Source organism: Serratia sp. CY32780, assembly GCF_052169135.1.
Lineage (GTDB): Bacteria > Pseudomonadota > Gammaproteobacteria > Enterobacterales > Enterobacteriaceae > Serratia > Serratia sarumanii.
This window is the reverse complement of record NZ_JBJNLI010000001.1, coordinates 1,924,288-1,950,546: the sequence shown is the minus strand read 5'-3', so window position 1 is coordinate 1,950,546 and position 26,259 is coordinate 1,924,288. Positions and strand designations below refer to the sequence as shown.

At 56.8% G+C, this 26,259-nt stretch carries 28 protein-coding genes; 12 read left to right on the top strand and 16 right to left on the bottom strand.

Going from position 1 to position 26,259, the window contains the following annotated elements; all coding sequences use genetic code 11:
* The first annotated feature begins 177 nt into the window (after positions 1-177).
* The gene (gene fadD / locus ACJ8HH_RS09395; protein ID WP_033634834.1) at positions 178-1,866 is read left to right on the top strand and encodes a long-chain-fatty-acid--CoA ligase FadD; all 1,689 of its coding nucleotides are present in this window, start codon (positions 178-180) and stop codon (positions 1,864-1,866) included.
* 81 nt (positions 1,867-1,947) lie between these two features.
* Complete coding sequence (gene rnd / locus ACJ8HH_RS09390) at positions 1,948-3,069, top strand: ribonuclease D (protein WP_033634833.1); 1,122 nt, start codon at positions 1,948-1,950, stop codon at positions 3,067-3,069.
* A 237-nt stretch (positions 3,070-3,306) separates the two neighbouring features.
* Here the strand turns inward: rnd and minE are convergent, their stop codons facing one another.
* Genes minE through minC form a run of 3 tightly spaced genes read right to left on the bottom strand, consistent with a single transcriptional unit; the run spans position 3,307 to position 5,113 of the window.
* Positions 3,307-3,576 carry a cell division topological specificity factor MinE gene (gene minE / locus ACJ8HH_RS09385; RefSeq protein WP_004932303.1) on the bottom strand — a complete coding sequence of 90 codons (270 nt, stop codon included), beginning with the start codon at positions 3,574-3,576 and terminating at the stop codon, positions 3,307-3,309.
* Between the two features lie 3 nt (positions 3,577-3,579).
* Positions 3,580-4,392, bottom strand: coding sequence for a septum site-determining protein MinD (minD, locus tag ACJ8HH_RS09380; protein WP_016927452.1), 813 nt, complete (start codon positions 4,390-4,392; stop codon positions 3,580-3,582).
* Between the two features lie 25 nt (positions 4,393-4,417).
* Positions 4,418-5,113, bottom strand: coding sequence for a septum site-determining protein MinC (minC, locus tag ACJ8HH_RS09375; RefSeq protein WP_025303113.1), 696 nt, complete (start codon positions 5,111-5,113; stop codon positions 4,418-4,420).
* A 136-nt stretch (positions 5,114-5,249) separates the two neighbouring features.
* On the opposite strand from minC, the gene ACJ8HH_RS09370 reads away from it, so the two are divergent.
* The 4 genes from ACJ8HH_RS09370 (at position 5,250) to ACJ8HH_RS09355 (ending at position 7,856) form a co-directional block, all read left to right on the top strand.
* Positions 5,250-5,522: a YcgL domain-containing protein gene (locus tag ACJ8HH_RS09370; RefSeq protein ID WP_033634832.1), complete on the top strand. Its 273-nt coding sequence runs from the start codon at positions 5,250-5,252 to the stop codon at positions 5,520-5,522.
* Between the two features lie 28 nt (positions 5,523-5,550).
* A complete protein-coding gene (locus ACJ8HH_RS09365; RefSeq protein ID WP_039565772.1) occupies positions 5,551-6,573 on the top strand; it encodes a lytic murein transglycosylase in 1,023 nt (340 codons plus the stop codon).
* A gap of 58 nt (positions 6,574-6,631) precedes the next feature.
* Positions 6,632-7,288 (top strand): fumarylacetoacetate hydrolase family protein, encoded by a 657-nt coding sequence (locus ACJ8HH_RS09360; protein ID WP_442520227.1) that lies wholly within the window; start codon positions 6,632-6,634, stop codon positions 7,286-7,288.
* A 121-nt stretch (positions 7,289-7,409) separates the two neighbouring features.
* Positions 7,410-7,856: a YcgN family cysteine cluster protein gene (locus ACJ8HH_RS09355; protein WP_025159803.1), complete on the top strand. Its 447-nt coding sequence runs from the start codon at positions 7,410-7,412 to the stop codon at positions 7,854-7,856.
* 676 nt (positions 7,857-8,532) lie between these two features.
* Here ACJ8HH_RS09355 and dsbB read toward each other — a convergent pair.
* Positions 8,533-9,063 carry a disulfide bond formation protein DsbB gene (gene dsbB, locus ACJ8HH_RS09350; RefSeq protein WP_033634829.1) on the bottom strand — a complete coding sequence of 177 codons (531 nt, stop codon included), beginning with the start codon at positions 9,061-9,063 and terminating at the stop codon, positions 8,533-8,535.
* A gap of 120 nt (positions 9,064-9,183) precedes the next feature.
* Positions 9,184-10,749, bottom strand: a complete 1,566-nt coding sequence (nhaB, locus tag ACJ8HH_RS09345; protein ID WP_197766221.1) for a sodium/proton antiporter NhaB — start codon at positions 10,747-10,749, stop codon at positions 9,184-9,186.
* A 243-nt stretch (positions 10,750-10,992) separates the two neighbouring features.
* On the opposite strand from nhaB, the gene fadR reads away from it, so the two are divergent.
* Entirely contained in the window at positions 10,993-11,712 is a 720-nt protein-coding gene (fadR, locus tag ACJ8HH_RS09340; protein WP_033634827.1) for a fatty acid metabolism transcriptional regulator FadR, read from the top strand.
* Positions 11,713-11,769: 57 nt separating this feature from the next.
* On the opposite strand, the gene ACJ8HH_RS09335 is transcribed toward fadR, so the two are convergent.
* Entirely contained in the window at positions 11,770-13,305 is a 1,536-nt protein-coding gene (locus ACJ8HH_RS09335) for a SpoVR family protein (RefSeq protein ID WP_004932268.1), read from the bottom strand.
* A 298-nt stretch (positions 13,306-13,603) separates the two neighbouring features.
* Here ACJ8HH_RS09335 and zinT point away from each other — a divergent pair, with 298 nt between their 5' ends.
* Positions 13,604-14,254, top strand: a complete 651-nt coding sequence (gene zinT / locus ACJ8HH_RS09330) for a metal-binding protein ZinT (protein WP_033647622.1) — start codon at positions 13,604-13,606, stop codon at positions 14,252-14,254.
* A 46-nt stretch (positions 14,255-14,300) separates the two neighbouring features.
* Here the strand turns inward: zinT and ACJ8HH_RS09325 are convergent, their stop codons facing one another.
* Positions 14,301-14,618, bottom strand: a complete 318-nt coding sequence (locus ACJ8HH_RS09325; RefSeq protein ID WP_060418882.1) for an antibiotic biosynthesis monooxygenase family protein — start codon at positions 14,616-14,618, stop codon at positions 14,301-14,303.
* A gap of 541 nt (positions 14,619-15,159) precedes the next feature.
* Between ACJ8HH_RS09325 and ACJ8HH_RS09320 the strand changes: the two genes are divergently transcribed.
* Both ACJ8HH_RS09320 and dadX read left to right on the top strand, forming a co-directional pair.
* On the top strand, positions 15,160-16,464 hold the full coding sequence (locus ACJ8HH_RS09320; RefSeq protein ID WP_033647620.1) for a D-amino acid dehydrogenase: 1,305 nt from the start codon (positions 15,160-15,162) through the stop codon (positions 16,462-16,464).
* A gap of 76 nt (positions 16,465-16,540) precedes the next feature.
* Positions 16,541-17,614 carry a catabolic alanine racemase DadX gene (gene dadX, locus ACJ8HH_RS09315; protein ID WP_033647619.1) on the top strand — a complete coding sequence of 358 codons (1,074 nt, stop codon included), beginning with the start codon at positions 16,541-16,543 and terminating at the stop codon, positions 17,612-17,614.
* Positions 17,615-17,622: 8 nt separating this feature from the next.
* Here dadX and ACJ8HH_RS09310 read toward each other — a convergent pair whose 3' ends face one another.
* On the bottom strand, positions 17,623-18,816 hold the full coding sequence (locus ACJ8HH_RS09310; RefSeq protein WP_033647617.1) for a multidrug effflux MFS transporter: 1,194 nt from the start codon (positions 18,814-18,816) through the stop codon (positions 17,623-17,625).
* A 77-nt stretch (positions 18,817-18,893) separates the two neighbouring features.
* Positions 18,894-19,454, bottom strand: coding sequence for a 3'-5' exonuclease (locus ACJ8HH_RS09305; protein ID WP_033634819.1), 561 nt, complete (start codon positions 19,452-19,454; stop codon positions 18,894-18,896).
* 141 nt (positions 19,455-19,595) lie between these two features.
* Between ACJ8HH_RS09305 and ACJ8HH_RS09300 the strand changes: the two genes are divergently transcribed.
* Positions 19,596-19,748 (top strand): hypothetical protein, encoded by a 153-nt coding sequence (locus tag ACJ8HH_RS09300; RefSeq protein ID WP_223479875.1) that lies wholly within the window; start codon positions 19,596-19,598, stop codon positions 19,746-19,748.
* Between the two features lie 11 nt (positions 19,749-19,759).
* Here the strand turns inward: ACJ8HH_RS09300 and ACJ8HH_RS09295 are convergent, their stop codons facing one another.
* Positions 19,760-20,242, bottom strand: a complete 483-nt coding sequence (locus tag ACJ8HH_RS09295; protein WP_033647616.1) for a hypothetical protein — start codon at positions 20,240-20,242, stop codon at positions 19,760-19,762.
* 225 nt (positions 20,243-20,467) lie between these two features.
* On the opposite strand from ACJ8HH_RS09295, the gene ACJ8HH_RS09290 reads away from it, so the two are divergent.
* Positions 20,468-20,761, top strand: a complete 294-nt coding sequence (locus ACJ8HH_RS09290) for a hypothetical protein (protein ID WP_033647615.1) — start codon at positions 20,468-20,470, stop codon at positions 20,759-20,761.
* Between the two features lie 267 nt (positions 20,762-21,028).
* On the opposite strand, the gene ACJ8HH_RS09285 is transcribed toward ACJ8HH_RS09290, so the two are convergent.
* The 6 genes from ACJ8HH_RS09285 to yeaG form a co-directional block, all read right to left on the bottom strand.
* The gene (locus ACJ8HH_RS09285) at positions 21,029-21,205 is read right to left on the bottom strand and encodes a GhoT/OrtT family toxin (RefSeq protein WP_033634815.1); all 177 of its coding nucleotides are present in this window, start codon (positions 21,203-21,205) and stop codon (positions 21,029-21,031) included.
* A gap of 516 nt (positions 21,206-21,721) precedes the next feature.
* Positions 21,722-21,967, bottom strand: a complete 246-nt coding sequence (locus ACJ8HH_RS09280; RefSeq protein WP_033647614.1) for a hypothetical protein — start codon at positions 21,965-21,967, stop codon at positions 21,722-21,724.
* An 81-nt stretch (positions 21,968-22,048) separates the two neighbouring features.
* A complete protein-coding gene (locus ACJ8HH_RS09275) occupies positions 22,049-22,291 on the bottom strand; it encodes a hypothetical protein (RefSeq protein WP_126171683.1) in 243 nt (80 codons plus the stop codon).
* A 53-nt stretch (positions 22,292-22,344) separates the two neighbouring features.
* A complete protein-coding gene (locus ACJ8HH_RS09270; protein WP_004932237.1) occupies positions 22,345-22,575 on the bottom strand; it encodes a hypothetical protein in 231 nt (76 codons plus the stop codon).
* A gap of 337 nt (positions 22,576-22,912) precedes the next feature.
* The gene (locus ACJ8HH_RS09265; RefSeq protein WP_033634813.1) at positions 22,913-24,181 is read right to left on the bottom strand and encodes a YeaH/YhbH family protein; all 1,269 of its coding nucleotides are present in this window, start codon (positions 24,179-24,181) and stop codon (positions 22,913-22,915) included.
* 132 nt (positions 24,182-24,313) lie between these two features.
* Positions 24,314-26,248 (bottom strand): protein kinase YeaG, encoded by a 1,935-nt coding sequence (gene yeaG / locus ACJ8HH_RS09260; RefSeq protein ID WP_004932230.1) that lies wholly within the window; start codon positions 26,246-26,248, stop codon positions 24,314-24,316.
* Positions 26,249-26,259: the final 11 nt, after the last annotated feature.

Here is a 26,259-nt window from a genome sequence, read left to right as displayed (position 1 = left end):
CGGCTCAGGCCGCCCTTTTGCTTTTTGGGATAAGGAATATCCGACAATTAGTGACGTACATCGCAACCTGAATAATGTTTAAAACCTGCACTGGTCTGCTGAGTTAAAATATTGTTATGGTTAGGCTGCGAGTTTGAGGCTGCGATGATAATTAGTAATGATTTCAGGAGTAATACCTTGGATAAGGTCTGGTTAAAACGGTATCCGGCAGATGTGCCCGCAGAGATTGATGCCGATCGCTATTCGTCGTTGATCGAAATGTTTGAGCATGCCGTGCAGCGCTATGCCGATCAGCCCGCCTTTATCAACATGGGCGAGGTGATGACCTTCCGCAAACTGGAAGAGCGCAGCCGGGCTTTCGCGGCTTACCTGCAAAATGAACTGGGCCTGAAGAAGGGCGACCGCGTCGCGCTGATGATGCCTAACCTGTTGCAATACCCCATCGCCCTGTTCGGCATTCTGCGCGCCGGTATGGTGGTGGTTAACGTCAACCCGCTGTATACCCCGCGCGAGCTGGAACACCAGTTGAACGACAGCGGCGCCAGCGCCATCGTCATCGTCTCCAACTTTGCCCATACGTTGGAAAAAGTGGTGTTCAACACTCAGGTCAAGCACGTGATCCTCACGCGCATGGGCGATCAGCTTTCGGCCGCCAAAGGCACGCTGGTCAACTTTGTGGTCAAGTACATCAAGCGCCTGGTGCCTAAATATAACCTGCCGGACGCCATTTCATTCCGCAGCGCGCTGCAGCGCGGACGCCGTCTGCAATATATAAAGCCGGACATCATTAATACCGATTTGGCCTTCCTGCAATACACCGGCGGCACCACCGGCGTAGCGAAAGGCGCGATGCTGACGCACCGCAACATGCAGGCCAACCTCGAACAGGCCAAAGCCGCCTACTCGCCGCTGTTCCGTGAAGGGCAGGAACTGGTGGTGACGGCGTTGCCGCTGTACCACATTTTCGCGCTGACGGTGAACTGCCTGCTGTTTATCGATCTGGGCGGGCGCAATTTGCTGATCACCAACCCGCGCGATATTCCGGGGCTGGTGAAGGAGCTGGGCAAATACCCGTTCACCGCCATGAGCGGGGTGAATACCTTGTTCAACGCGTTGCTGAACAACGAAGAGTTCCACAAACTCGACTTCTCCACGCTGCGTTTCTCGGTCGGCGGCGGCATGTCGGTGCAAAAAGCGGTGGCCGAGAAGTGGGAGAAAACCACCGGCAAACACCTGCTGGAAGGCTATGGCCTGACGGAGTGCGCGCCGCTGGTGGCCGGCAACCCTTACGATCTGAAACACTACAGCGGCAGCATCGGTTTGCCGGTGCCGTCGACGGATATTCGGCTGTTGGACGACAATGGCCAGGATGTGCCGCCGGGAGAACCGGGCGAACTGTGGGTCAAAGGCCCGCAAGTTATGTTAGGCTATTGGCAACGCCCGGAAGCTACCGACGAAGTGCTGAAAGATGGCTGGTTGGCGACCGGTGATGTGGTGACCGTGGACGAGCAGGGGTTTGTGCGCATCGTCGACCGTAAGAAAGACATGATCCTGGTCTCTGGTTTCAACGTTTACCCGAACGAGATCGAGGACGTGGTCAGCCAGCATCCGAAGGTGCTGGAATGTGCGGCGATCGGGGTACCCAGCGAGGTCTCCGGCGAGACGGTGAAGATCTGCGTGGTGAAGAAAGACGCCTCGCTGACCAAGGAAGAGCTGTTGACCCATTGCCGTCGGCACCTGACCGGGTATAAAGTGCCTAAAATTGTTGAGTTCCGCGATGAATTGCCGAAGTCGAACGTCGGCAAGATTTTGCGGCGAGAACTGCGCGATGAGCTAAAAACGCCGAAACCGGCCGATGCCGCCTAGGTTTCGCTCTTGCGCCTGACTATCGACAACGCCGGTGAATGCCGGCGTTGTTGTGTTTGAATCCTACAAGAGAATGATGTTTTGAATTATCAGTTGATCACTACCGATGCCGGATTGCAGCAGGTCTGCGAGCAGGCGAGAAAGCATGCCCAGATTGCGCTGGACACCGAGTTTGTCAGAACGCGCACCTACTATCCGCAGCTGGGCCTGATCCAGCTCTACGACGGTGAACAACTCTCCCTTATCGATCCTCTGCCGATCAAGCAATGGCAGCCGTTTGTCGACCTGCTGGCCGATACCGCCGTGGTGAAGTTCCTGCATGCCGGCAGTGAAGATCTTGAAGTGTTTCTCAACGCCTTTAAAACGCTGCCGACGCCAATGGTCGATACCCAGATCCTGGCGGCGTTTACCGGCCGGCCGCTCTCCTGCGGTTTCGCGACGCTGGTGGCGGAGTATATGAAGGTTGAGCTGGACAAGAGCGAGTCGCGCACCGACTGGCTGGCGCGTCCGTTGACCGAAAGGCAGTGCGTGTACGCAGCCGCCGACGTGTTCTATCTGCTGCCGATGGCCAAACAGCTGGTGCAGGAGACCGAAGAGGCCGGTTGGACCGCGGCGGCTAACAACGAGTGCCTGCTGCTGTGCCAGCGCCGCAGCGAGGCGCTGGCGCCGGAATTGGCCTATCGCGAAATCAGCAATGCCTGGCAGCTGCGCCCGCGTCAGCTCGGTTGTTTGCAGAAGTTGGCAGAATGGCGGCTGCGCCAGGCGCGCGAGCGCGATCTGGCGGTGAACTTCGTGGTGCGTGAGGAAAACCTGTGGCAGGTGGCGCGCTATATGCCGTCTTCGCTGGGAGAACTGGATTCGCTGGGCCTGAGCGGGCCGGAGATCCGTTATCACGGTAAAACGCTGCTGGCGCTGGTGGCGGAGGCCGAAGCGCTGGACGAATCCGAGCTGCCGGCGCCGTTGGCAAACCTGATCGATCAGCCGGGCTACAAGAAGGTGTTCAAAGACATCAAGGCGGCGATCGCTACCGTCAGCGAGCAAAGCGGGTTGAGCAGCGAACTGCTGGCATCCCGTCGCCAAATTAACCAATTGCTGAACTGGCATTGGCAACTGAAAGACGGCGAAAGTCGCCCTGAATTAATCAGCGGCTGGCGCGGCGATCTATTAATGGCACCGCTGCAGGACATCCTGAAAGATTATTAATCGCTGATTATCACTAGGGCAGGGTAGGGAAACTCTGCTCGGGTGAATATAGGCAGGAAATAATGCGTTGAAGGTAAATCTGGCCAGAATTTACTTTAAACGAGGCGGCGGCAAAGTTAATTGGGAATAGTCCCAAAGGGAAAAATCGCTTTTTTGCTGCCGATAAAGCTTAATAACTGGATGCACATACAGTTACCCCCTGCATAAAATATACAGGGGGTAATTAATGCGTCGCAATCATTTAGCTGCTTCTTCCGATTCCGGTAATGTCACGTTAAGTTCAAGTACCGAAATATCGTCCCCTTTCTGCTCGAACTGCACGTGCAGCATTTCAGGATCGATCTGAATGTATTTGCAAATAACCGCCAGAATATCGCGTTTCAGATCAGGCAGATACGGGGGCTCACTGTCCCCGCGACGACGCTCTGCGACGATAATCTGCAGCCGTTCCTTGGCTATATTGGCTGTCTGTTTTTTGCGGGACAGAAAGAAGTCTAATAAGGCCATGGTTTATCCCCCAAAAAGGCGTTTCAGGAAACCCTTCTTCTCTTCTTCAATGAAGCGGAATGGGCGTTCTTCCCCCAACAAGCGGCAAACGGTATCGTCGTACGCCTTACCGGCGTCTGACTCGGCATCCAGAATGACAGGCTCACCCTGGTTGGAAGCGCGCAGCACGGACTGGTCTTCCGGGATTACACCCACCAGTGGAATGCGCAGGATTTCCAGCACGTCTTCCATGCTCAGCATGTCGCCACGGCTGACGCGGCCCGGGTTGTAACGGGTCAGCAGCAGGTGTTCCTTGATGGGTGACTCGCCTTTCTCGGCGCGGCGTGACTTGGAGGAGAGGATGCCCAGGATACGGTCGGAGTCGCGTACCGAAGATACTTCCGGGTTGGTGGTGATGATAGCTTCGTCGGCGAAATACAGCGCCATCAGCGCACCGGTTTCGATACCGGCCGGTGAATCGCACACCACGAAGTCAAAATCCATCTCGCCGAGATCGTTGAGAATTTTTTCAACGCCTTCGCGGGTCAACGCGTCTTTGTCGCGCGTCTGCGAAGCAGGCAGGATATAGAGGTTTTCAGTGCGTTTGTCTTTGATTAACGCCTGATTCAGCGTGGCATCGCCCTGAATCACGTTCACGAAATCATACACTACCCGACGTTCGCAGCCCATGATCAGGTCAAGATTACGCAGGCCGATATCGAAATCGATCACGACGGTTTTCTTGCCTTTCTGGGCCAGGCCGGTAGCGATGGCCGCGCTCGAAGTGGTCTTGCCAACGCCCCCTTTACCCGATGTAACAACAATAATGCGTGCCATGAAATGGATTCCTTGTCAAAAGGGCTTAATTTAAAGGTTGTATGGTTAAAGCGTTATCCAACAGGCTGAGTCGTACGGCCTGCCCGACGTAATCGGACGGGATTTGGTCGCTCAACCAGTACTGCCCTGCGATAGAGACTAGCTCAGCCGCCAGGTGGGTGCAAAAAATCTGACATTGCGTGTCGCCTGACGCGCCTGCCAGTGCGCGACCGCGCATCATGCCGTAGACATGAATGTTGCCGTCGGCAATCAGTTCGGCGCCGGCGCTGACGCTGCTGGTCACGATAAGATCGCAGTTGCGGGCGTAAATCTGTTGGCCGGAACGGACAGGCGTGCTGATGATGCGCGTTTTGGCGGGGGCGTTATCCGCCACCACGGGCGCAGGTGCAGGCTCCGGCGCCGCCATTTTCTGGCCTTTGCCTTCGCTCAGCAGCGGCAGCCCGGCGCGGGCTATCGCGCGCTTTTGACGCTCATCTCTGCAACCGCTGATACCCACAACGCGCAGACCTGCTGCCGCGACAGCCTGTTGAAGTTCTTTCCAGTTCGCATCGCCTTCCAGCGTTGCGACGTTGATAACAACAGGGGCGTTTTTCAGAAAAGCGGGCGCTTGCTCAACTTTTTCCTGTAACGCCTGACGTATTACCTCGGGCTGCGAATTATGCAAATGAACAACCGATAGGGTAAAACTGCTGCCTTTTAGCTCAATTGGCGATTGTGACATCTATCCTGACTCAGTCTCAGCAACTTTAAATCCCCGGAATACCACTCGGGGTGCGATATTCCGATGTACTATAAGCATGTTATAGTCAGAGTTATATCCAGGCAAGACGCTCCCTCAATTAAATAGAGTTAAAAAAATGCTTTGTGTGATCTATAGAAGCCCGAAACGCGATCAAACTTATCTTTATGTCGAAAAAAAAGACGATTTCTCTCGTGTGCCAGAGGATCTGATGAAAAGTTTCGGCGTGCCGCAATTCGCCATGATGCTTTCGCTCGATGAGCGCAAGAAATTGGCCTCGGCGGATATCGAAAAGGTGAAGCAGGCGTTGAAAGACGAAGGCTATTACCTGCAGTTCCCGCCGCCGGTTGAAAACCTGCTCAATCAGCATCTGGCGGGCGACAAGGCCTGAAACAGTCGCCACGGCCAAGGGAGGCGCGATGACACGTTCGGCGAGAAGAACCGTATTGGCCGCTTGGCTGGCGCTGGGCGGTGTGCTGATGCCCGGCGCGCCGCAGGCGGCTCAGGAGACGACGCTGGCGGCGAGCGGCCGCGATCCGGCGCAGTTCCCGGCGTATGTCGAGCAGCTCAAGCGCCGGGCGCGGGAACAGGGCATCAGCCAGGGCACCCTTGACCGCGCTTTTGCGCAAATCCATTTCGTCGATCGGGTGATCAAGGCCGATCGCAATCAGCCGGAGCAGAAAATTACCCTGGACGACTACCTGCGGCGGGTGATGTCGCCCGTCAAGATGCGTCAAGGGCGCGAACTGTATCGGCAGCGCCAGGCGCAATGGGCGCGCGCCAGCGAGCGCTACCGGGTGCCGGGGCGCTATATCATTGCGCTGTGGGGCATGGAGAGCGCCTACGGCAAGATTCAGGGGCGGGAAGACGTGGTGTCCGCGCTGGCGACGCTGGCGTTTGAAGGGCGCCGCGAGGCCTTTTTCAGCCAGGAGCTGATGGCGGCGTTGCAGATAGTCGAGCAGGGGCACGTCGGCGATACGCCGCTGAAAGGCTCCTGGGCCGGCGCGATGGGGCAATGCCAGTTTATGCCGAGCTCTTTCTTGCGCTACGCGGCGGACGGCGACGGTGACGGGCGCATCGATATCTGGAATAACATTGATGACGTCTTTGCGTCTACGGCCAGTTATTTGTCCAAAGAGGGCTGGCAGCCCGGTATCGGCTGGGGGCGCGAGGTTAAACTGCCCGCCGGTTTCAAGCGATCCGAGCTGGGGTTGAAAGACGCGCAGGCGCGCAGCGTCAACGCCTGGCAACAGCGCGGGGTGCGTCGTGCGGATGGCAGTGCATTGCCGCATGCCGTCCAGCGCGGTTGGATCATCGCGCCGGATGATCTCCAGGGGCGGACGTTCCTGGTCTATGATAATTTCCGCACCCTCATGCACTGGAATCGCTCTTACTATTTCGCCATCGCCGTGGGTATGATGGCGGACGCGATCGGGCATTGATCCGGCACACCAATAATCGGCTTGGCGCGCCAAGCCTCCACAGTTTGGGAGAAGCGGTATGTATCAACATAGAGACTGGCAGGGTTCGCTGCTCGATTTTCCGGTGAACAAGGTGGTTTGTGTCGGCAGCAACTACGCCGATCACATCAAGGAAATGGGCAGTGCGGTTTCCGTCGAGCCGGTGGTGTTCATCAAACCGGAAACGGCGCTGTGCGATATTCGTCAGCCGGTGGCTATCCCCAAAGAGTTCGGTGCGATGCACCATGAGGTGGAGCTGGCGGTATTGATCGGCACGCCGTTGAAACAGGCCAACGAAGACCGCGTTGCGCGGGCGATCGCCGGCTACGGCGTGGCGCTCGATCTGACGCTGCGCGATCTGCAGGCGGGTTTTAAAAAGGCCGGTCAGCCGTGGGAAAAGGCCAAGGCTTTCGACGGTTCCTGCCCGATGTCGGGGTTTATCCCGGTGGCGGAATTTGGCGATCCGCAAAACGCCGAGCTGTCGTTGACCGTTAACGATCAACTGCGCCAGCAGGGCAATACGCGTGACATGATCACGCCGATCCTGCCGCTTATCAGTTACATGAGCCGTTTCTTCACGCTGCGCGCTGGCGACATCATTCTGACCGGCACGCCGCAGGGCGTGGGCCCGATGGCCTCCGGCGACATGCTGAAAATCAGCCTGAACGGCAAAACGCTCAGTACCCGCGTGATCTGATCTCTCTTGCCGCCGGCGCCGTCGGCGGCAAAGCTTGCATCTTGTGGCTAAAATGTCTATATAGTCCCCCCTCGAACCTGTGCGCAGGTGACTTATCCATTTACCGAAACCGGACGCTAACATGTCACAACTCGCTTTTTGGCAACAGAAAACGCTGGCGGAAATGTCAGAACAAGAGTGGGAATCGCTGTGCGACGGGTGCGGGCAATGCTGTTTGAATAAGCTGATCGACGAAGATACCGACGAGATTTATTTTACCAACGTAGCCTGCAACCAGCTCAACATCAAATCCTGCCAATGCCGCAACTACGAGCGGCGCTTCGAGCTGGAAGAAGACTGCATCAAACTGACGCGCGAGAACCTCACCACCTTCGATTGGTTGCCGCCGACCTGCGCCTATCGCCTGATCGGCGAAGGCAAGCCGCTGTTCCCCTGGCATCCGCTGCTGAGCGGCTCCAAGGCGGCGATGCACGGCGAGCGCATCACGGTGCGGCATATCGCGGTGCGCGAGAGCGAAGTGGTGGACTGGCAGGACCATATCCTCAACAAGCCGGACTGGGCCAGATAAAGGCGGGCGCCTGCAGGGCAAAATGGGGCTTCATGCAAGAGGGCGGCGTGTTCAGACATGCCGCCCTCTTGAATTATTGAGCTAACGATTTTAATCATTGGCGTGCGAATGGCGTTGACGCTCGAGGCCGGACAGAGGGAAATTTCAACATTTGATTCAAGGATGATAGGGGCTTGCGTAATAGGAGGTAGGGGGAAAAAAGCCCCTGCAAAGATGAGGGGCAAGACACACAACAACACCAGGGAAATCGGTAGTACTCACTTTGCCGATACTATAAGGATTTTATGGGTAAACTTCACCAAAATATTGTGCTCTGAATGTGACAAAGGTGCAGTCGTTCATAAGTAACGGTAATTTATTGATGCCTGTAGGTAGGGAGGGCCGCGCTGGCGCAGCCTGTTTTTACCCGCCGGCGTCGCAGAAGTTTAATGTTATGTAAATTACGCGCTTAACCGCGCCAGGATGCTTCTTTTCAAACGATAAGTTGGGTAATTTGGCCGCTCTCCCGCAAGTTCGAGAGTATAACAATGAAAATGGTCCGTCTGTTTGCCGTGGCTGGAGCGCTGATCGTGCTCGTTTACTTCCTTACACATACCTGAGAGGGTTTTATCTCGGAATGTGACAGCAATACCTAAAAAAACGGCGCCTTTCGGCGCCGTTTTTGTTTGTCAGCCGATCAGCGGCCGAACAGATCGCGGCGACGTGGGCGAACAAATTGTGCGATCAGCACAATCAGTGCCACCAGCAGATAGGCGCCGAAGATGCCGACCAGCCACTGTGGCATTTCCAGCGTCAGGAATTGCCATTGGCGCACGGAGCAGTCGCCGGAAGCGTGGAACACCGCCGGCAGCCATTTGTCCAGCGGCAGCCACGAAGGGAAGCTCACGAAGAAGTCGCAGGTATTGAACGGCGAAGGGTGCAACTGGATCATGGTGTGCTTCCACGCCAGCTGGAGGCCTTCCCAGGCGCTGTAGATCCACAGCAAGATCGCCGCGTAGCGCAGCGGGGTTTTCGGCGCGATGGCGCCCACCAGAGAGGCACCGAGAATGCCGAACAGCGCACAACGCTCATAAATGCACATCACGCACGGCTGCAGCAGCATAACGTGCTGAAAATAGAGCGCGACCAGTTCCAACACCAACGCTGTCAGGGCCATTAGCAGCCAGGCGCCGCGTCCTTGTGAACAGCGGTTAAAGAATTGCAACATATCTAGATTCTTCCATGCAGTAAGCAATTGAACCGGCAGTGTAAACCAATTCCTCCTCGCTGCCAGCCTCCTGGGCTGGATTCAGCGTAAAAATAGTCGGTTCACCCTGCCGGCACCGTCTCAGTGGCCGACGGCGTCGATGGGCGGCAGCGTCAGCCAATGCCACTGCGTCAACAGCTCGGTCGCCGGTTCCAGCGTGAACTGGACGCACAGCAAGCCAACCACCGTCAGCACCACCGTATAAGGCAGGGCCATCCACACCATGCGGCCATACGACAGACGCACCAGCGGCGCCAATGCCGACGTCAGCAGGAACAGAAACGCCGCCTGCCCGTTAGGGGTGGCAACCGATGGCAGGTTGGTGCCGGTATTGATGGCGACCGCCAGCAGCTCGAACTGCTTCAGCCCGATAGCGCCGGTTTCCAGCGCGGTGCGCGCCTCGTTGATGTAAACCGTGCCGACGAACACGTTGTCGGAAACCGACGACAGCAGGCCGTTGAACAGATAGAACAGCGAAAGCTGAGAGGCGGGCTCGGCGCGCAGCACGAACTGGATCACCGGGCTGAACAGGTGCTGTTCGATGATCACCGCGACCACGGTGAAAAACACCGTCAGCAGAGCGGTGAACGGCAGCGCTTCCTGGAACGCTTTGCCGATGGCGTGCTCATCGTTCACGCCGCACAGGGAGGTGGCGAGCACGATCACCGACAGGCCGATCAGCCCCACTTCCGCCAGGTGGAAGGCCAGCGCCAGCACCAGCCAAACGCCGATCAGCGCCTGCATCACCAGTTTGAGCCGTTCTTGCTTGCTGCGGCCCGCGGTGGCCTTGCGGTCATACTCTTTCAGCACGTCGCGCACCGCCTCCGGCAACTGCGCGCCATAGCCAAACAGGCGAAAACGTTCTACCAGCCAACAAACCAGCAGGCCGCACACCAACACCGGCAGCGTGACCGGCGCCATACGCAGGAAGAAATCGATAAAGCCCCAGCCCGCGTTTTTGGCGATGATTAGGTTCTGCGGCTCGCCCACCATGGTCATGACCCCGCCGAGCGCGGTGCCGACGCCGGCGTGCATCAGCAGGCTGCGCAGAAAGGCGCGGAATTGCTCCAGCGTCTGTTTACGCTCTTCACCGGCGAAATCGCTGTCATCGCCGATGTCGCCATCGGGGCGATTCGAGGTCACGTTGTGATAGATGGAATAAAAGCCGGTGGCCACGCTGATCACTACCGCCACGACCGTCAGCGCGTCGAGGAAGGCGGAAAGTAAGGCGGCGGCCAGGCAGAACGCCAGCGACAGCAGCGTTTTCGAACGGATATTGAGCAGCAGCTTGGTGAACACGAACAGCAGCAGCTGCTTCATAAAGTAGATGCCGGCCACCATAAAGATCAGCAGCAGCAGCACTTCCAGGTTATGTTCGATTTCCTGCGAAACCTGCGCCGGGCTGGTCATGCCGATGGCCACCGCCTCCAGCGCCAGCAGGCCGCCCGGCAGCAGCGGATAGCATTTCAGCGCCATCGCCAGGGTAAAGATGAACTCGACCACCAGCAGCCAGCCCGCGATAAACGGGCTGACGAAAAAGAACACCAGGGGGTTGATCGCCAGAAAAATGAGAATGGTCAGTTTGTACCAGTCGGGAGATTGCCCCAGAAAATTTTTGAGCAGGGCGCTGCGCAAGGTTGTTTCCATTGTCCTTTATGCATCCTTAAATCAGTCGTAGCACGTACCCTAACAATGCGGCGGGGGCGGGCGCAACCGGAGCTTGTTTTACGGCGGCAAATTTCTGCCGGCCGGTGTTTTTGCTCGTTTTTTGCCACGTTATGCACACTTTCGTTTATTGTTTTTCGCTCACGCTATGTCATGTCAGCGCGATCTGGTATGATGAGCTGATTACTTTTACTGATTTTATCGTCGCAACGGAACGTCAAACACATGGTCATAAAGGCGCAGAGTCCTGCCGGTTTCGCGGAAGAGTACATTATTGAGAGTATTTGGAATAATCGCTTCCCCCCTGGCTCTATTTTGCCCGCGGAGCGTGAGCTTTCGGAGTTGATTGGCGTCACGCGCACCACGTTACGTGAAGTGTTGCAACGTCTGGCCCGCGATGGCTGGTTGACCATTCAGCATGGCAAACCGACCAAAGTGAACAATTTCTGGGAAACGTCCGGCCTCAATATCCTTGAGACCGTAGCCCGTCTCGATCACAAAAGCGTCCCGCAGCTGATCGATAACCTGCTGTCCGTGCGCACCAATATCGCGTCGATCTTTATTCGCGCCGCGGTGCGCAATCATCCTGAGCAGGCGCAGGAAGTGCTGGCGAAAGCCGCCGAGGTGGAAGATCAGGCGGACGCTTTCAATCTGCTCGATTACGAGATCTTCCGCGGTTTGGCGTTCGCTTCCGGCAACCCGATCTACGGCCTGATTTTCAACGGCCTGAAAGGGCTGTATACCCGCGTGGGCCGTTACTACTTCTCCAACCCGGAAGCGCGCAAGCTGGCGCTGGCCTTCTACAGCAAGCTGTCCACGCTGTGCCATGAGAAGCTGTACGACCAGGTGATGGATACCGTGCGCAACTACGGTAAAGACAGCGGGGCGATTTGGCAGAGCATGCAGGGCACCATGCCGAGCGATCTGACCGAAGCGCGTCGCTAATCGCGTGTCGATGAAATAACGAAGGGCGCCATGCGGCGCCCTTCGTCGTTGTGGCGGTTACAGCGGCGTCGGCCGCGGCGGGCAGCGATCGAGCAACTCCACGCTGCCGTCTTCGTTTTGCTGTTCGAGGATCACGTCGAAGCCCCACAGGCGATGCAGGTGCTTCAACACGTCGCGGCGGCTCTTATCCAGCGGTGCGCGTTCCTGTGGGATGTAGCGCAGCGTCAGCGAGCGGTCGCCGCGCAGATCCACGTTCCAGATCTGAATGTTCGGCTCGTGATTGCTCAGGTTGTATTGCGCCGACAGCTCCTGGCGGATCGCCCGGTAACCGGCCTCGTTGTGGATCGCGGCAATTTCCAGATAGTTGTTGCGATCGTCGTCCAGCACGGTGAACAACCGGAAATCGCGCATCACTTTGGGCGACAGGAACTGGCTGATAAAGCTCTCGTCCTTGAAGTCGCGCATGGCGAAGTGCAAGGTGTCCAGCCAGTCTTTGCCGGCGATGTCCGGGAACCAGTAGCGGTCTTCTTCGGTTGGCGACTGGCAGATTCGCTTGATGTCCTGGAACATGGCGAAGCCCAGCGCATAAGGGTTGATGCCGTTATAGTACGGGCTGTTGTACGGCGGCTGATACACCACGTTGGTGTGGCTGTGCAAAAACTCCAGCATAAACCGCTCGGTCACACGGCCCTCGTCGTACAAATGGTTGAGGATGGTGTAGTGCCAGAAAGTGGCCCAGCCCTCGTTCATCACCTGAGTCTGTTTTTGCGGATAAAAATACTGGCTGACTTTGCGCACGATGCGCAGCACCTCACGCTGCCAGGGTTCCAGCAGCGGCGCATTTTTCTCGATAAAATAGAGGATGTTTTCCTGCGGCTCGCTCGGATAGCGGCGCGCCTGCTCCGGCGACTCTTCACGTTCGACGCGTGGCAGGGTCTTCCACAGCGTGTTCACCTGGCTTTGCAGATACTCTTCGCGGCTTTTCTGGCGTGCTTTCTCTTCCACCAGTGAGATTTTCTGCGGGCGTTTGTACCTGTCGACCCCGTAGTTCATCAGCGCGTGGCAGGAGTCCAGCAGCCGCTCCACTTCATCGACGCCGTAGCGTTCTTCGCACTGGCTGATGTAGTGGCGGGCGAACAGCAGATAATCGACGATGGAGCTGGCGTCGGTCCAACTGCGGAACAGATAGTTATTCTTGAAGAACGAGTTGTGGCCATAGCAGGCGTGCGCCATCACCAGCGCCTGCATGGTGATGGTGTTCTCCTCCATCAGGTAGGCGATGCAGGGATTGGAGTTGATGACGATTTCATACGCCAGCCCTTGCTGGCCCTGTTTGTAGCGCTGTTCGGTTTCGATGAATTTCTTGCCGAAGGACCAATGGGTATAGTTGATCGGCATGCCGACGCTCGAATAGGCGTCCATCATCTGCTCGGAGGTGATCACCTCGATCTGATGGGGGTAGGTGTCGAGCCGGTAATGCTTGGCGACGCGGTCAATCTGCTCCAAATACACCTGCAGCAGTTCGAACGTCCAGTCCGGTCCATCGCTCAGACGTTTGTCATCCTTGACCTTTTCATGTGTTGAAGTAGTCATCAGCGCACCCTCATTATTCACGGGTCTTGCTCGAACGGCAGACCCTGTATCAAGCATAGTTCAAGTCATAATTAACCATTGCAAATCAGTGAAATAAAAATGCCGGTACGCAAGGGAGCGAGCGGCGGTCAATTTGACGCCCGTCCCGGCAGAAAGCGCCTCAGCACCTGGCTCCCTCTCCGAGTATAGCCCTGCGGCAAGGGCGCGCAACACACTGCCTGCTGCGCGACAGGGATTGAAAAATGTTATGTTATATTGTAACTTTTAATTTTTCTCAATAACGGACAAGGAGCGCATTTTGGCGAGGCATTTTGGCAAACTGGCGGTGGCGCTGGCCGCACTGTTTATCAGCGGGCAGGCGTTTGCCCACGGGCATCATTCACATGGCAAGCCGCTGACGGAGGTGGAAAAAAAAGCGGAGGCGGGCGTGTTCGACGATAAGGACGTCAAAGATCGCAATCTGGCGGATTGGGAGGGCGTCTGGCAATCCGTGTATCCTTATCTGCTCAATGGGGATCTTGACCCGGTGTTCAAGAAGAAAGCGGCAAAGGATAAGAGCAAGACCTTCGCGGAAGTAAAAGCGTATTACCGAAAAGGGTATGCTACCGATGTGGATACCATCGGCATTGAAAACGGCGTCATGGAGTTTCATCGCGGCGACCAATCCAGCGCCTGTCAGTATAAGTACGCCGGGCATAAGATCCTGACGTATGTCTCTGGTAAGAAGGGCGTGCGTTATCTGTTCGAATGCCAGGATGCCGGCAGCCTGGCGCCGAAATTCGTGCAGTTCAGCGATCATATTATCGGCCCGCGCAAATCGGCACATTTCCATATCTTTATGGGCAACACGTCGCAGGAAGCGTTGCTGAAAGAAATGGACAACTGGCCGACTTATTACCCATTCCAACTGCAGACTAAAGAAGTCGTGGACGAGATGCTGCATCATTGATGCCACTCGCTCCCGTCACCACAAGCCCGCTTATGTGGGCTTGTGCTCAGTCAAACGGTCTGATTTGCAGGTAATCGTCCGTCACTGCCATTTCAAATAATGTTTCATCCGCCAACAGGGTCGCCCGCATTCGCTCCCGGGCTTGCCGGTAGCGTTCATCCAACTGAATATCACCGGCGTTTTCCCATGCAGCTCGGCTTGGCCATTGCGCATAGCCGATAAACTTCCCGCTCATATCTCGATGCAGGCGCGAGCCGAGGCTGCCGCGCTGCAGATAGATCCCTTGGGTCAACTCAAGCCAGGCAAGGCGAAAGGCGTGTTCGTGCCCGGTTTTGACTGAGAACCGGTAGATGGCGATGAACATAAGGGGTTCTCCAGAAAAGCGACAATGTGAACTTTAGGATCTGCTTCTGGCTTCAACGTTCATATCGTGCTGCCGCGTTCAACCTAAACGGGCGGGGCTAAGGGCTCGGCTGTTTTAATCCAGTAGTGAAAACAAGGTTAATTTTTTGCCGAAATTTTACGCGTTTTTTCTGCTGCGGGGAGAGGGGATTCATTTTGTCTGTTATGTTGGTATTTTTTATTTTATCGGTTTTTTATTCTGTCTATGTGTTGGCTGATGTTTTTATATTCTGTTAAATCAATGTTGCTTATTACGCCTTTTTTGACTGCTGTCATTGATAGCATTGCTATCGATTCAGCAGCGGTCTGACGCTATAATCCCTTCTAAACCGCATCTTATCGCTATTTACGAGCGGCTATTGCAAATGCTCGGCTCATCGACGATAAATTAATTGTGAATATTGTCACGTTTGATGACGAAGTTGTTGGACGGATTTTTTCACTGAGTTAATTTCCTGTGAGCAGAAGATTATGCTTTGTGAGGCCTTGGGCTGGAGTCAGCGATGCGAGTGGTAATTTTAGGTAGTGGAGTGGTGGGCGTAGCCAGTGCCTGGTATTTGGCGAAGGCGGGGCATGAGGTGACGGTGATCGATCGTCAGCCAGGTCCGGCACTGGAAACCAGCGCGGCGAACGCCGGGCAGATTTCACCGGGTTATGCCGCACCCTGGGCGGCACCGGGCGTGCCGCTGAAGGCCATCAAGTGGATGTTCCAGCGCCATGCGCCGTTGGCGATCCGCCTCGACGGCAGCAGCTTCCAGCTGAGCTGGATGTGGCAGATGTTGAAAAACTGCAACACCGAACACTACATGACCAACAAAGGCCGCATGGTGCGCCTGGCGGAATACAGCCGCGACTGTATCAAGGCGCTGCGTCAGGAGACCGGCATCCAGTACGAAGGTCGCCAGGGCGGCACGCTGCAGCTGTTCCGCACCCAACAACAGTTCGAAAACGCAGCGAAAGACATTGCGGTATTGGAAGATGCCGGTGTGCCTTACAGATTGCTGGAAGCCGGCCAACTCGGCAGCGTCGAGCCAGCGCTGGCGCAGGTGGCGCACAAGCTGACCGGCGGCCTGCAGCTGCCGAACGACGAAACCGGCGATTGCCAGCTGTTTACGCAGCAGCTGGCGAAAATGGCGCAGCAGGCGGGCGTAACCTTCCTGTTCAACCGCAGCGTTGACCGCCTGCTGGTGGAGGGCGACAAGATCGCCGGCGTGCAGTGCGGCGAGGACGTGTTTAAAGCCGACAGCTACGTGGTGGCGTTCGGTTCGTATTCCACGGCGCTCCTGCGCGGCCTGGTTTCTATCCCGGTTTATCCGCTGAAGGGCTATTCGCTGACCATTCCTATCACCGATGAAGCGGCGGCGCCGTTCTCCACGGTGTTGGACGAGACGTACAAAATCGCCATCACCCGTTTCGATCAGCGCATCCGCGTCGGCGGCATGGCGGAGATCGTCGGTTTCAATACGCAGTTGGAGCAAAAACGGCGCGAAACGCTGGAGATGGTGGTGCGCGATCTCTACCCGAACGGCGGCAGAGTGGAAGACGCGACGTTCTGGACCGGCCTGCGGCCGATGACGCCGGACGGTACGCCCATTGTCGGCCGCACTTCGCTGAAGAACCTGTATCTCAATACCGGGCATGGTACGTTGGGCTGGACGATGGCCTGCGGTTCCGGGCAGTTGTTGTCCGATCTGATGTCCGGCATTACGCCGGCGATCCCTTCCGATGATCTGGCGGTGGCGCGTTACAGCGCCGGGTTTCGCCAGCAACACGCGGTTCCGCTGAACGACGTGCATCCCGCGCGTTAATCGTCGACGCTGTCATAGACTTTCCCGGCCACGCGCAGGCGCGCGTGGCCGCTGTACGCTGCCCCAAGGAGAAGCGATGCCCCGTCCGATAACCGCCACGATGCATCTTGGCGCAATTGAAAATAACCTGCAGGTGGTGCGCCGTTTCGCCCCCGGCGCCAAAGTCTGGGCGGTGGTCAAGGCCAACGCCTATGGCCACGGCATCAAACACGTTTGGCGCAGCATGGCGCAAACCGACGGCTTCGCCATGCTGGATCTGGCCGAAGCGGTGCTGCTGCGTGAGTCGGGTTGGCAAGGGCCGATTCTTCTGCTGGAAGGTTTCTTCCAGCCGCAGGATTTGGCGTTGCTCGACCGTTATCGCCTGACGACGGCGGTGCACAGCGACTGGCAGCTGGCGGCGATCGCCGATGCCACGCTGAGCGCGCCGCTCAATGTCTATCTGAAAGTGAACAGCGGCATGAATCGGCTGGGGTTCGCACCCGAGCGGCTGCACGAGGTGTGGCGCAGGGCGCAGGCGATTGCCAACATCGGCGAGCTTACGCTGATGAGCCATTTCGCCACCGCCGACGGCCCGGAAGGCGTGACCCAGCAGATGGCTACCATCGAGGCTGCCGCTGCCGATATCCCGCTGCCGCGCTGCCTGGCCAACTCGGCCGCCACGCTGTGGCATTCTTCGACCCACGGCAGTTGGGTACGCCCTGGGATCATTCTGTATGGCGCTTCGCCGAGCGGGTGCTGGAATGACGTTGCGGCGACGGGGTTGCAGCCGGCGATGACGCTGAGCAGCGAGATCATCGGCATTCAGCAGCTGAAGTCTGGCGATCGCGTGGGTTACGGCGGCCGTTACAGCGCCGCCGGCGCGCAGCGTATTGGCGTGGTGGCCTGCGGTTACGCCGACGGCTATCCGCGTCATGCGCCGACCGGCACGCCGGTATGGGTTGACGGCGTGCTGACGCGCACCCTGGGAACGGTATCGATGGATATGCTGGCGGTGGATCTGACGCCCTGTCCGCAAGTCGAGCTGGGCGCCGAAGTGGAGCTGTGGGGGAAACGCCTGCCGGTGGACGAGGTGGCCACGGCGGCAGGAACGTTGGGCTATGAGCTGCTGTCGGCGTTAGCGGCACGGGTGCCGGTCGCCATTGAAGCCTGAGCCGCGGCTCAGGCGACTTTTCTGATCTGCCCTTTAATCTGCTTGCTGAGCCGCCGCGCGTGCAGCGCCAGCAGGCAGCCCGCCAGCATCACCAGCGCCAGCGACAGCTTCGGTTGCAGCGGCAACGCCATCGCCACCAGACCCAGCGCGGCACCGCCCGCCATCTGCACGAAACCGACCAGCGCGGACGCGACGCCGGCCTCATTGGAATACGGCTCCAGCGCGTAGCTGGTGGCCGGGCCCATCACGAATGCCAACCCGGCGCAGGCGCTGGCGACCGGCAACATATACGCCAGCCAGTGCGCTTGCGCCGTCGCGGGCAGTAGCATGACGCCCAGCAGCAGGCCCAGGCAGCCCAGCCCCATCAACATGCCGCCGGTCGCCAGACAAACCGGGCGGCCGACCTTGTGGATGATGCGGTTGGCGAAGAAGCTGACCAGCATGATCCAGAAACCGTTGGCGCCGAACACCAGCGAGAATTGCAGCGGGGTCAGGCCGGCGGTGCCCATCAGCACGTTCGGCGCCAGAGAAACGTAGGTCAGCGCCATGCCCATCGCCCCGGAGTTCACCACCGCAAAGGAGAGGAAACGGCGATCGCTGAGGATGCGCGCGTATTGGCGCACCGGCAACCCTTTGACCGGCACGGTGTCGGCAGGGCGAGTTTCCGGCAGGCGCAGCGCGATCAGCACCAACACCAGCAGCGCGTAGCCGACCAGGAACCAGAAGGGGGCGCGCCAGCCGAAGGCTTCGGCGAGCAGGCCGCCGAGCAGCGGCGCCAGCGCAGGGATGATGTTCAGCGTGCCGTTGAGAAAGCCGAAAGCGCGGGCGGCATCGTCGCCATTCAGGCGATCGCGCACGCCGCTGAAGGCGACGACGGCGGTGCAGCAAACCGCCACCCCTTGCAGCAGACGCGAAGCGATGAAAATCGTCGGGCTGGTGGCCAGCGCCGCCATCGCGGCGCCGATCATGTAGAGGATAATGCCGGCCAGCGCCACCGGCTTGCGGCCATAGTTATCCACCAGCGGCCCGGCGATGACCTGGCCGAGGCCAAGCACCAGAATAAACAGTGAAATGGTGGATTGGATCAGCGCTTCGCTGCTGCCCAGGCCGACGGCAATGGCGGGAATGGTCGGCAGGTAAAGATCGATGCCTAATGGGCCGAGCAGCACCAGGCTGAGAAGCATAAACAGAAACTTTTGCATAACAGGAAAGGCATGTCCAAGTGACAAAGAGGGCTAGAGTAGAGACTCTGGCGGCAAATGAAAAGGGGCAAAGCGGGTCAGCGCTGCGCCCCTTGGCGGTAATAGAGCGCCGAGACGGTATCGGCCACATAACGGGCCTGGTGGCGAGCATCATCCAGCGCGCGATGCGGCATACCTTCGAACGGGCGGGCTTTTTTCGGGTTAAAGCCGTGCAGTTCCGCCAGCGTGATCACCGTGCGCACGTCCTGGGTATCCCAGAATTTCCACGGGCAGGGCATTTCTAATTGCTGGAAGGCGTGTTCGAGGATCGCGCAGTCGAACTCTTTGCCGTTGCCCCAGACTTTCACCGTGTCGGTGCTGTTCATATGGATAAAGCGGCTGAGGCTGCTCAGCACGCGTTTCAGGCTCTCGGTGCCGCTGAAGGCCTGTTTGCGGGCCTCATCGGACTGTTTCGCCCACCAGGCGACCGTATCCAGGCTAATGGTACGGCCCGGCTGGTCTTTCTGGCTGCTGACGGCGGCTTCGAATTCGGCGCCCAGCTCCCCGGTTCGGGGATCGAAAAACACCGCCGCCACCACCAGAATGACGGCGCTGGGTTTTATATCCAGGGTTTCAATGTCTAACATCAGATGGTGCATCGGCGTATCCGGCGGTTGCGTGGTGGCTTAATGTTACTACAGAACGTGCGCCGATGAGGGCTGTGTGCGCATGAAATCCTTTTAAAGCGCCGCGTTCAGGTTATGATATTCGGGATACTCTTGTCAGGTTGGTCGCTATCGGTGAGAACGCTTATCTTTATTCTGTGCATGGTCGGCTACTTGCTGCTGCTGGGCTACCTTGGCATGTTCGTCACGGACAAGATCTGTGAGAAGGCGGGTAACTACACTAAAATCTGCCGTATCGTAGACATTTCCGAACCGCACATCCCCTAATAGCCCCCTGTTTATCCCAGATAGTCGGTGGTAATCAGCGGCGTCAGGATGGCCGCCAGCGCCGTGAGCGCTCCCCATTGCCGCCAGCCCAGCCGCGCCAGCCAGTCATGCCGCTGCGGCGGCGTGGCCAGTTGCCCGACGGCCACGCCGCCGGTAAGCAGCAGCGTCAGAATCAGCAGCACCAGGCCACGGCTCACCAGCGTGAACTCAACATGCAGCACATTGGCGTAATACAGGCGCATCAGAATAAAATAGCTGAGCAAGACCCAGGCGAAAACGACGTTCTTCTTGAGCACCTGCTGCAGCATCAGCGCGAGGAACAGGCTGTGAAACAGCGACAGCAGCGGGGCCTCGATCGGATGCCGAACGCAGACGTTGTAGACCGCCATGTAAATGTTGAAAACCAGCAGGCTATAGATCACGTAAATATACCAGCCGTAGATGACCTTGAGCTTTTTCGGGTTCGGCGGCAGAGAGAGTGCGTCCGGTTTCATTAATGCCTCCTGATGATGCCATGCGAACGCTGCGGTTGAAGGCGGCGCGGCGACATCGTAATTTAAAATCCACAGGGTATATATCACCCGAGCGCTAAATGACAATTAAACGCCGGATCGGCTTTATTTCCGCGTTTGCCTGGAACTCTTTTGCGCTTGCGGGGTCGATTGGCGTGTGAACGCCTGGCGGTGTTCGCACCACAATGGAAGACGTAATACATTGATATGAAAGATTATAAAAACACCTCGGGCACAAAAATCCTGCTGCTGTTCAGCCTGGCGTTTTATACGTTGTTGCCGCCGTTGTTGACGGCGGCCGTGTTTGACCGTTTCAATCTTAACCCGTTTGCGATCGTTAAATTTTTCCACTTTAACCCGTTTTCAGCCGATCGGGGCATACCCGGTTATCAGACGTTCTTCTACTTGCTGATGTTATGGTTGGGGTTGAATATTTTTCTCTGGCTGCTGGTGTGGGGCGCAGGGCGGCTGTATCAACGCTGGCGTGCGCCGCGCGGCTGATATTTTTCCAGGGGGGAAGAGTTACGCAGGGAAATGACTTTACATTCAATAATGAGACGTATTATCATTTGAATCGCCGGTGAGGGGAAAAGGGTTGTCTCCTTCTGTGCCCCCCGATCCGGCACGACATTGCTCACATTGCTTCCAGTTTTCATGCCAGCCTTGCGCTGGCGTTTTTTTATTCCGCGCCAAAAATCCACTGCGCCGGTGGTCGGCCTCTTTTCATTAGCATGCCTGTTTAAAAACCCACGCGAGGTATTGGGGGCGTCAGAACAGCGAAAACAGCAACACCACCGGCAGGCTTAACGGCCAGGTTAACCCGATGGTCAGTGCGCTGATACAGCGAATTTTGACGGTGTCCCGGCTAACCAGGTAGGTGAAAATCATAGAAACTAACAGGCCGATAAAATAACAGTATTGCGTTGCAACCCACAGCGACGACATGAAACCCGATCCCAGTTGTATTTTTACGCGCGAATTCTAGGAGCTTGGCGGGTGATAATCAATGACTAAAGGCCGTTTATTCAAACCTTTATCCATAAGAATGCATAATTTATTTCTATAAAGAACGTAGGGTTATTAACGGTCTTACGTTTATTACCAAAAGAAATCAACAGCATAGTTACCGGTAACATTCCGCGTCTGGCAAACCCTCTTTCTGGAGGTGACTCCCCTAAGCAGTAAAAGAGCCGGTGAAGGGGGGAACGCGATGGGGGTTATGACTCATAAAAATTAATGATGTATTGGCGGGCGGACGGCTAAGGTGAGGTGGCGTGGGTTTGGCGGTACGTGAACCCTTCATGTGCCGGTTTTAGCGCATCTGTCACGATGCGCCGCCAGCCGGCCAGGGAGGGGAATTGTGGACGTTGCGGGTTTAATGAATGTTAAGACCGTAGACGAACAGCCACGAAAACAGCAGCGCCAGCAGGCATGCCATAAAAACGATGGAGATCATTTCCTTCACAACTTCATTCCTTTTCCCGTTGGGCTAAATTTACTTCTCTTTGTTTTTGCGCGAAATTTTAGATCGACATGGGTAAAAATCCTAGTTTTAATCGTTTTTTTCTCCACCCTTGCGGCGTAAGCCGCTTCGATAAGGCCGTGGCGACGCCGGAAAACCGGGAACGCTAACTCGTCGTCGCCATTGCTGAACGCCGTGAGGCTGACTATAAAAAATGGGGACTGCGTGGCGCCGAAGGCAGCCACGCGCCTCCCTTGAGGGGAGCCATTCATCTGTCTACGGCGCAGTCTATGAGATGAAGGAGTCGGCAATGAGCACGCAACCCATTATCGTGCTGGTACGCTGATTCTGGGACGGCGTCGCGCAGGGGGGATATTCGGCGATTCATACGGTGGAAATGCGCTGACCTCGCTGGTTTCCATGCCGATGAGGTGGCGGGTTTGATTGATGAGGCGGCCGGCGCGAAATACAGCAAGGGCAGAAAGGGTTTTCGGACTAAAAGATGACATTCTGCGGCAGGCTATCCCTTCGCTGATATCGCTATCGATATTAATAATCAACAGCATCATCGACACGCGGCGGCGGCAATAATGGCGTAGATGCCTGCCTTACGTATATCGCCTTAGCGTCCGTTAACGCCGATCATTTCTATGGCTGCACGATGCAACCGCTGAAAATAATCATCGGGCTGTTTTTCTATCTCCTGGATAAGGCTGGCGAGCAGGTTCTGTTTGGTTATCGGCTTGTTGGCGGTCAGCACCAGCAGCACGTTTTTGCCAAGCAGGCAGCATATTTGCTTATGGTATTCATCAACATCGTGCTTGTTGAGGCCATAGAGGGTGTAATCGATCATGATGTCTAACCTGCTGACAGGTAAATGCCCGCCGCAGCGGGCTGAGAAGCCATAGAAAAATAAAATGAGGCAAATTTCGCTTAGGAAGAGACTTAAGCGACGGGGTAACGATAACTGAATGGGAATATTCCTATCAAGCCGTGTGGGCACAGAGGCGAATGTTTAGGAATAACCTCAGAAGAACAAATAATAGAGACGGCCGTTCTGGGGAATCTGACTTATTATTGATATTGCCATTGCCTAAAAATCAAACATAGGTGATGTAAATATATAATGCGAAAAAGAAACAGCCGGAAAACGGCGTTTTCCGGCTGTGGTGACATTCACGCGACGTTATTCACACGGTCTGTTTGCGAAACAGTTCGCGGAATACCGGATAGATATCGTCCGGTTCGCGGATATGCTGCATGGCGAAGTTATCGAATCTCGCCTGCAGATCCTCATATTCGCGCCACAGCGTTTGGTGAGCGCGGCGAGTGATTTCTATGTAGCTGTAATAACGCACCATCGGCAGGATCTTCTTCGCCAACAGCTCATGGCAAAGCGGTGAATCGTCGGCCCAGTTGTCGCCGTCCGACGCTTGCGCGGCGTAGATATTCCATTGCGCCGGGTCATAACGCTCTTCGACCACGTCGTTCATCAACTTCAGCGCGCTGGAGACGATGGTGCCGCCGGTTTCCTGCGAATAGAAGAACTCCTGTTCGTCCACCTCTTTCGCCTGGGTGTGATGGCGAATATAGACCACCTCGACGTTCTTGTAGGTTCGGCTCAGGAACAGATAAAGCAGAATGTAAAAGCGCTTGGCCATGTCTTTGGTCGCCTGATCCATTGAACCGGACACGTCCATCAGGCAGAACATCACCGCCTGGCTGGAAGGCTCCGGCCGGCGCTCATAGTTTTTGTAGCGCAGGTCGAAGGTATCGATAAACGGTACGCTTTCGATTTTCTTGCGCAGTTCGGCAATTTCCTTGCGCAGCCGCTCCTCTTCCAGCAATTGCACCGGTTCGGTGTTTTCCAGCTGGGTCAGCGCGTCTTCCAGCTCGTGCAACGCGCGTCTTTTACCGGCGGTCATGGCGGTACGTCGCGCCAACGAGTTCTGCAGCGAACGCACGACGCTGATGTTGGCCGGCACGCCGTTGGCGGTATAGCCGGCGCGATGGGTTTTGAACTCGGTCAGCTGCTTGTACTGATTCTTTTTCAGGTTGGGCAGGGCGAGATCCTCGAACAGCAGATCGAGGTACTCGTCTTTGGAGATCTGGAAGACGAATTCATCCTGGCCTTCACCGTCCTGGCTGGCGTTGCCCTGGCCGCCGCCACCGCCTGCGCCGCCCTGAGGCCGCTCAACGCGATCGTTCTGCACGAAGTGGTCATTGCCCGGGTGAACGCGATGGCGAGTGCCGCCGCGCCCCTGATGAAACATCGGTTCGTTGATATCGTCAGTAGGGATGGAGACAGACTCCCCGCTGTCTACGTCGGTGACCGAACGCTTGTTGATGGCTTCGGCAATCGACTGTTTGATTTGCGACTTGTAACGGCGCAAGAAGCGCTGGCGGTTCACCATGCTCTTGTTTTTGCCGTTCAGCCGCCGGTCAATGAAATAGGCCATACTTCCCCCAAACGACGTTGCCAACTCTTCATGTCCCGGCCGCGACAGCGCAATATGCCAGCCCCTCCCTGGGCTGCGCTGCAACGTCCATGACTGTGGACATGGCCCTGATAATGCCGCTTACCTGAGGCGTTATGAGGATTTTCTGACCCGCAGATACCATTCACACAGCAGGCGCACCTGCTTGCGGGTATAGCCTTTCTCCATCATGCGGTCGACGAAGTCGTCGTGTTTCTTCTGCTCGTCCGTCGATGTTTTGGCGTTAAACGAAATGACCGGCAACAGCTCTTCGGTATTGGAGAACATTTTCTTCTCGATCACGGTGCGCAGCTTCTCGTAGCTGGTCCAGTTCGGATTACGGCCGTTGTTGTTGGCGCGGGCGCGCAGCACGAAGTTCACGATTTCGTTACGGAAATCTTTCGGGTTGCTGATGCCGGCCGGCTTCTCGATTTTCTCCAGTTCGGCGTTCAACGACTCGCGGTCGAACAGCTGACCGGTGTCGGGATCGCGATACTCCTGATCCTGGATCCAGAAGTCCGCGTAGGTCACGTAGCGGTCAAAAATGTTCTGCCCGTATTCCGAGTAGGATTCCAGATAGGCGGTCTGGATCTCTTTGCCGATAAATTCGGCGTATTTCGGGATCAGATAGCCTTTCAGATGCTCCAGGTATTTCTCGGCCAAATCCTGCGGGAACTGTTCGCGTTCGATCTGCTGTTCCAGCACATAGAAAAGGTGTACCGGGTTGGCCGCCACCTCGGCGTGATCGAAGTTGAATACCCGCGAGAGGATTTTAAAGGCGAAACGGGTGGAGAGGCCGTTCATGCCTTCGTCAACCCCAGCGTAGTCGCGGTACTCCTGATAGGACTTGGCTTTCGGATCGGTATCCTTGAGGCTTTCGCCGTCATACACGCGCATTTTCGAGTAAATGCTCGAGTTTTCCGGCTCTTTCAACCGCGACAGCACGCTAAAGCGCGCCAGCGTCTCCAGGGTGCCCGGCGCGCAGGGCGCGTGGGTCAGCTCGCTGTGATCCAGCAGCTTGTCGTAAATTTTGATCTCTTCCGACACGCGCAGGCAGTAAGGCACCTTGACGATGTACACGCGGTCGAGGAACGCTTCGTTGTTCTTGTTGTTACGGAAGGTCACCCACTCGGATTCGTTGGAGTGCGCCAGAATGATGCCGTTGAACGGCAGGGCGGAGATGCCCTCGGTGCCGTTGTAGTTGCCTTCCTGGGTCGCCGTCAGCAGCGGGTGCAGCACCTTGATCGGCGCTTTGAACATCTCGACGAACTCCATAATCCCCTGGTTGGCGCGGCACAGGGCGCCGGAGTAGCCGTAGGCGTCCGGATCGTTCTGCGCATGGTTCTCCAGCTTACGGATGTCCACTTTACCGACCAGCGCCGAGATGTCCTGGTTGTTCTCATCGCCCGGTTCGGTTTTGGCGATGGCGATCTGCTCCAGGATGGAAGGGCGCACTTTCACGACTTTAAACTTGGTGATGTCGCCGCCGAACTCATGCAGGCGCTTCGCCGCCCACGGCGACATGATGGTGCCGAGATAGCGACTCGGGATGTTGAACTCTTTTTCCAGGATCGAGGCATCTTCCTGCGGGTTGAACAGGCACAGCGGATGATCGTTGACCGGGCTGCGTTCGCCGTTGGCGCTGAGGGTGTAGATGGGCACGCGCTGCATCAACGCCTTAAGACGCTCCGCCAGCGAGGATTTACCGCCGCCCACCGGGCCCAGCAGGTAAAGGATCTGTTTCTTCTCTTCCAGGCCCTGCGCGGCGTGTTTCAGGTAAGAGACGATCTGTTCGATGGCCTCTTCCATGCCGTAGAATTCTTCAAAGGCCGGATAGCGTGCGATCACGCGGTTGGAGAACAGGCGCGACAGGCGTGATTCTAGCGCAGTGTCGACCATCACAGGTTCACCGATAGCCATCAGCAGACGTTCGGCCGCGTTGGCATAGGCACTGCGATCTTGCCGGCAAATGGTAAGAAATTCCTGCAGTGTGAACTCTTCGTCCTTGGCAGCTTCGTAGCGCTGGCGATAGTGGTCAAATATGTTCATGATGCCCGTCC

Excerpts from the sequence above, each read along its gene's own strand:
- ACJ8HH_RS09370 (WP_033634832.1), top strand. The coding sequence starts at position 5,250 with ATGCTTTGTGTGATCTATAGAAGCCCGAAACGCGATCAAACTTATCTT.
- ACJ8HH_RS09320 (WP_033647620.1), top strand. The coding sequence starts at position 15,160 with ATGCGAGTGGTAATTTTAGGTAGTGGAGTGGTGGGCGTAGCCAGTGCC.
- ACJ8HH_RS09305 (WP_033634819.1), bottom strand. The coding sequence starts at position 19,454 with ATGCACCATCTGATGTTAGACATTGAAACCCTGGATATAAAACCCAGC.
- ACJ8HH_RS09275 (WP_126171683.1), bottom strand. The coding sequence starts at position 22,291 with ATGATGCTGTTGATTATTAATATCGATAGCGATATCAGCGAAGGGATA.
- ACJ8HH_RS09265 (WP_033634813.1), bottom strand. The coding sequence starts at position 24,181 with ATGGCCTATTTCATTGACCGGCGGCTGAACGGCAAAAACAAGAGCATG.
- yeaG (WP_004932230.1), bottom strand. The coding sequence starts at position 26,248 with ATGAACATATTTGACCACTATCGCCAGCGCTACGAAGCTGCCAAGGAC.
- ACJ8HH_RS09290 (WP_033647615.1), top strand. The coding sequence starts at position 20,468 with ATGAAAGATTATAAAAACACCTCGGGCACAAAAATCCTGCTGCTGTTC.
- nhaB (WP_197766221.1), bottom strand. The coding sequence starts at position 10,749 with ATGGAAACAACCTTGCGCAGCGCCCTGCTCAAAAATTTTCTGGGGCAA.
- dadX (WP_033647619.1), top strand. The coding sequence starts at position 16,541 with ATGCCCCGTCCGATAACCGCCACGATGCATCTTGGCGCAATTGAAAAT.
- ACJ8HH_RS09355 (WP_025159803.1), top strand. The coding sequence starts at position 7,410 with ATGTCACAACTCGCTTTTTGGCAACAGAAAACGCTGGCGGAAATGTCA.
- minE (WP_004932303.1), bottom strand. The coding sequence starts at position 3,576 with ATGGCCTTATTAGACTTCTTTCTGTCCCGCAAAAAACAGACAGCCAAT.
- ACJ8HH_RS09285 (WP_033634815.1), bottom strand. The coding sequence starts at position 21,205 with ATGTCGTCGCTGTGGGTTGCAACGCAATACTGTTATTTTATCGGCCTG.
- ACJ8HH_RS09295 (WP_033647616.1), bottom strand. The coding sequence starts at position 20,242 with ATGAAACCGGACGCACTCTCTCTGCCGCCGAACCCGAAAAAGCTCAAG.
- ACJ8HH_RS09360 (WP_442520227.1), top strand. The coding sequence starts at position 6,632 with ATGTATCAACATAGAGACTGGCAGGGTTCGCTGCTCGATTTTCCGGTG.
- dsbB (WP_033634829.1), bottom strand. The coding sequence starts at position 9,063 with ATGTTGCAATTCTTTAACCGCTGTTCACAAGGACGCGGCGCCTGGCTG.
- fadR (WP_033634827.1), top strand. The coding sequence starts at position 10,993 with ATGGTCATAAAGGCGCAGAGTCCTGCCGGTTTCGCGGAAGAGTACATT.
- ACJ8HH_RS09335 (WP_004932268.1), bottom strand. The coding sequence starts at position 13,305 with ATGACTACTTCAACACATGAAAAGGTCAAGGATGACAAACGTCTGAGC.
- ACJ8HH_RS09310 (WP_033647617.1), bottom strand. The coding sequence starts at position 18,816 with ATGCAAAAGTTTCTGTTTATGCTTCTCAGCCTGGTGCTGCTCGGCCCA.
- ACJ8HH_RS09270 (WP_004932237.1), bottom strand. The coding sequence starts at position 22,575 with ATGATCGATTACACCCTCTATGGCCTCAACAAGCACGATGTTGATGAA.
- minD (WP_016927452.1), bottom strand. The coding sequence starts at position 4,392 with ATGGCACGCATTATTGTTGTTACATCGGGTAAAGGGGGCGTTGGCAAG.
- ACJ8HH_RS09325 (WP_060418882.1), bottom strand. The coding sequence starts at position 14,618 with ATGTTCATCGCCATCTACCGGTTCTCAGTCAAAACCGGGCACGAACAC.
- ACJ8HH_RS09365 (WP_039565772.1), top strand. The coding sequence starts at position 5,551 with ATGACACGTTCGGCGAGAAGAACCGTATTGGCCGCTTGGCTGGCGCTG.
- minC (WP_025303113.1), bottom strand. The coding sequence starts at position 5,113 with ATGTCACAATCGCCAATTGAGCTAAAAGGCAGCAGTTTTACCCTATCG.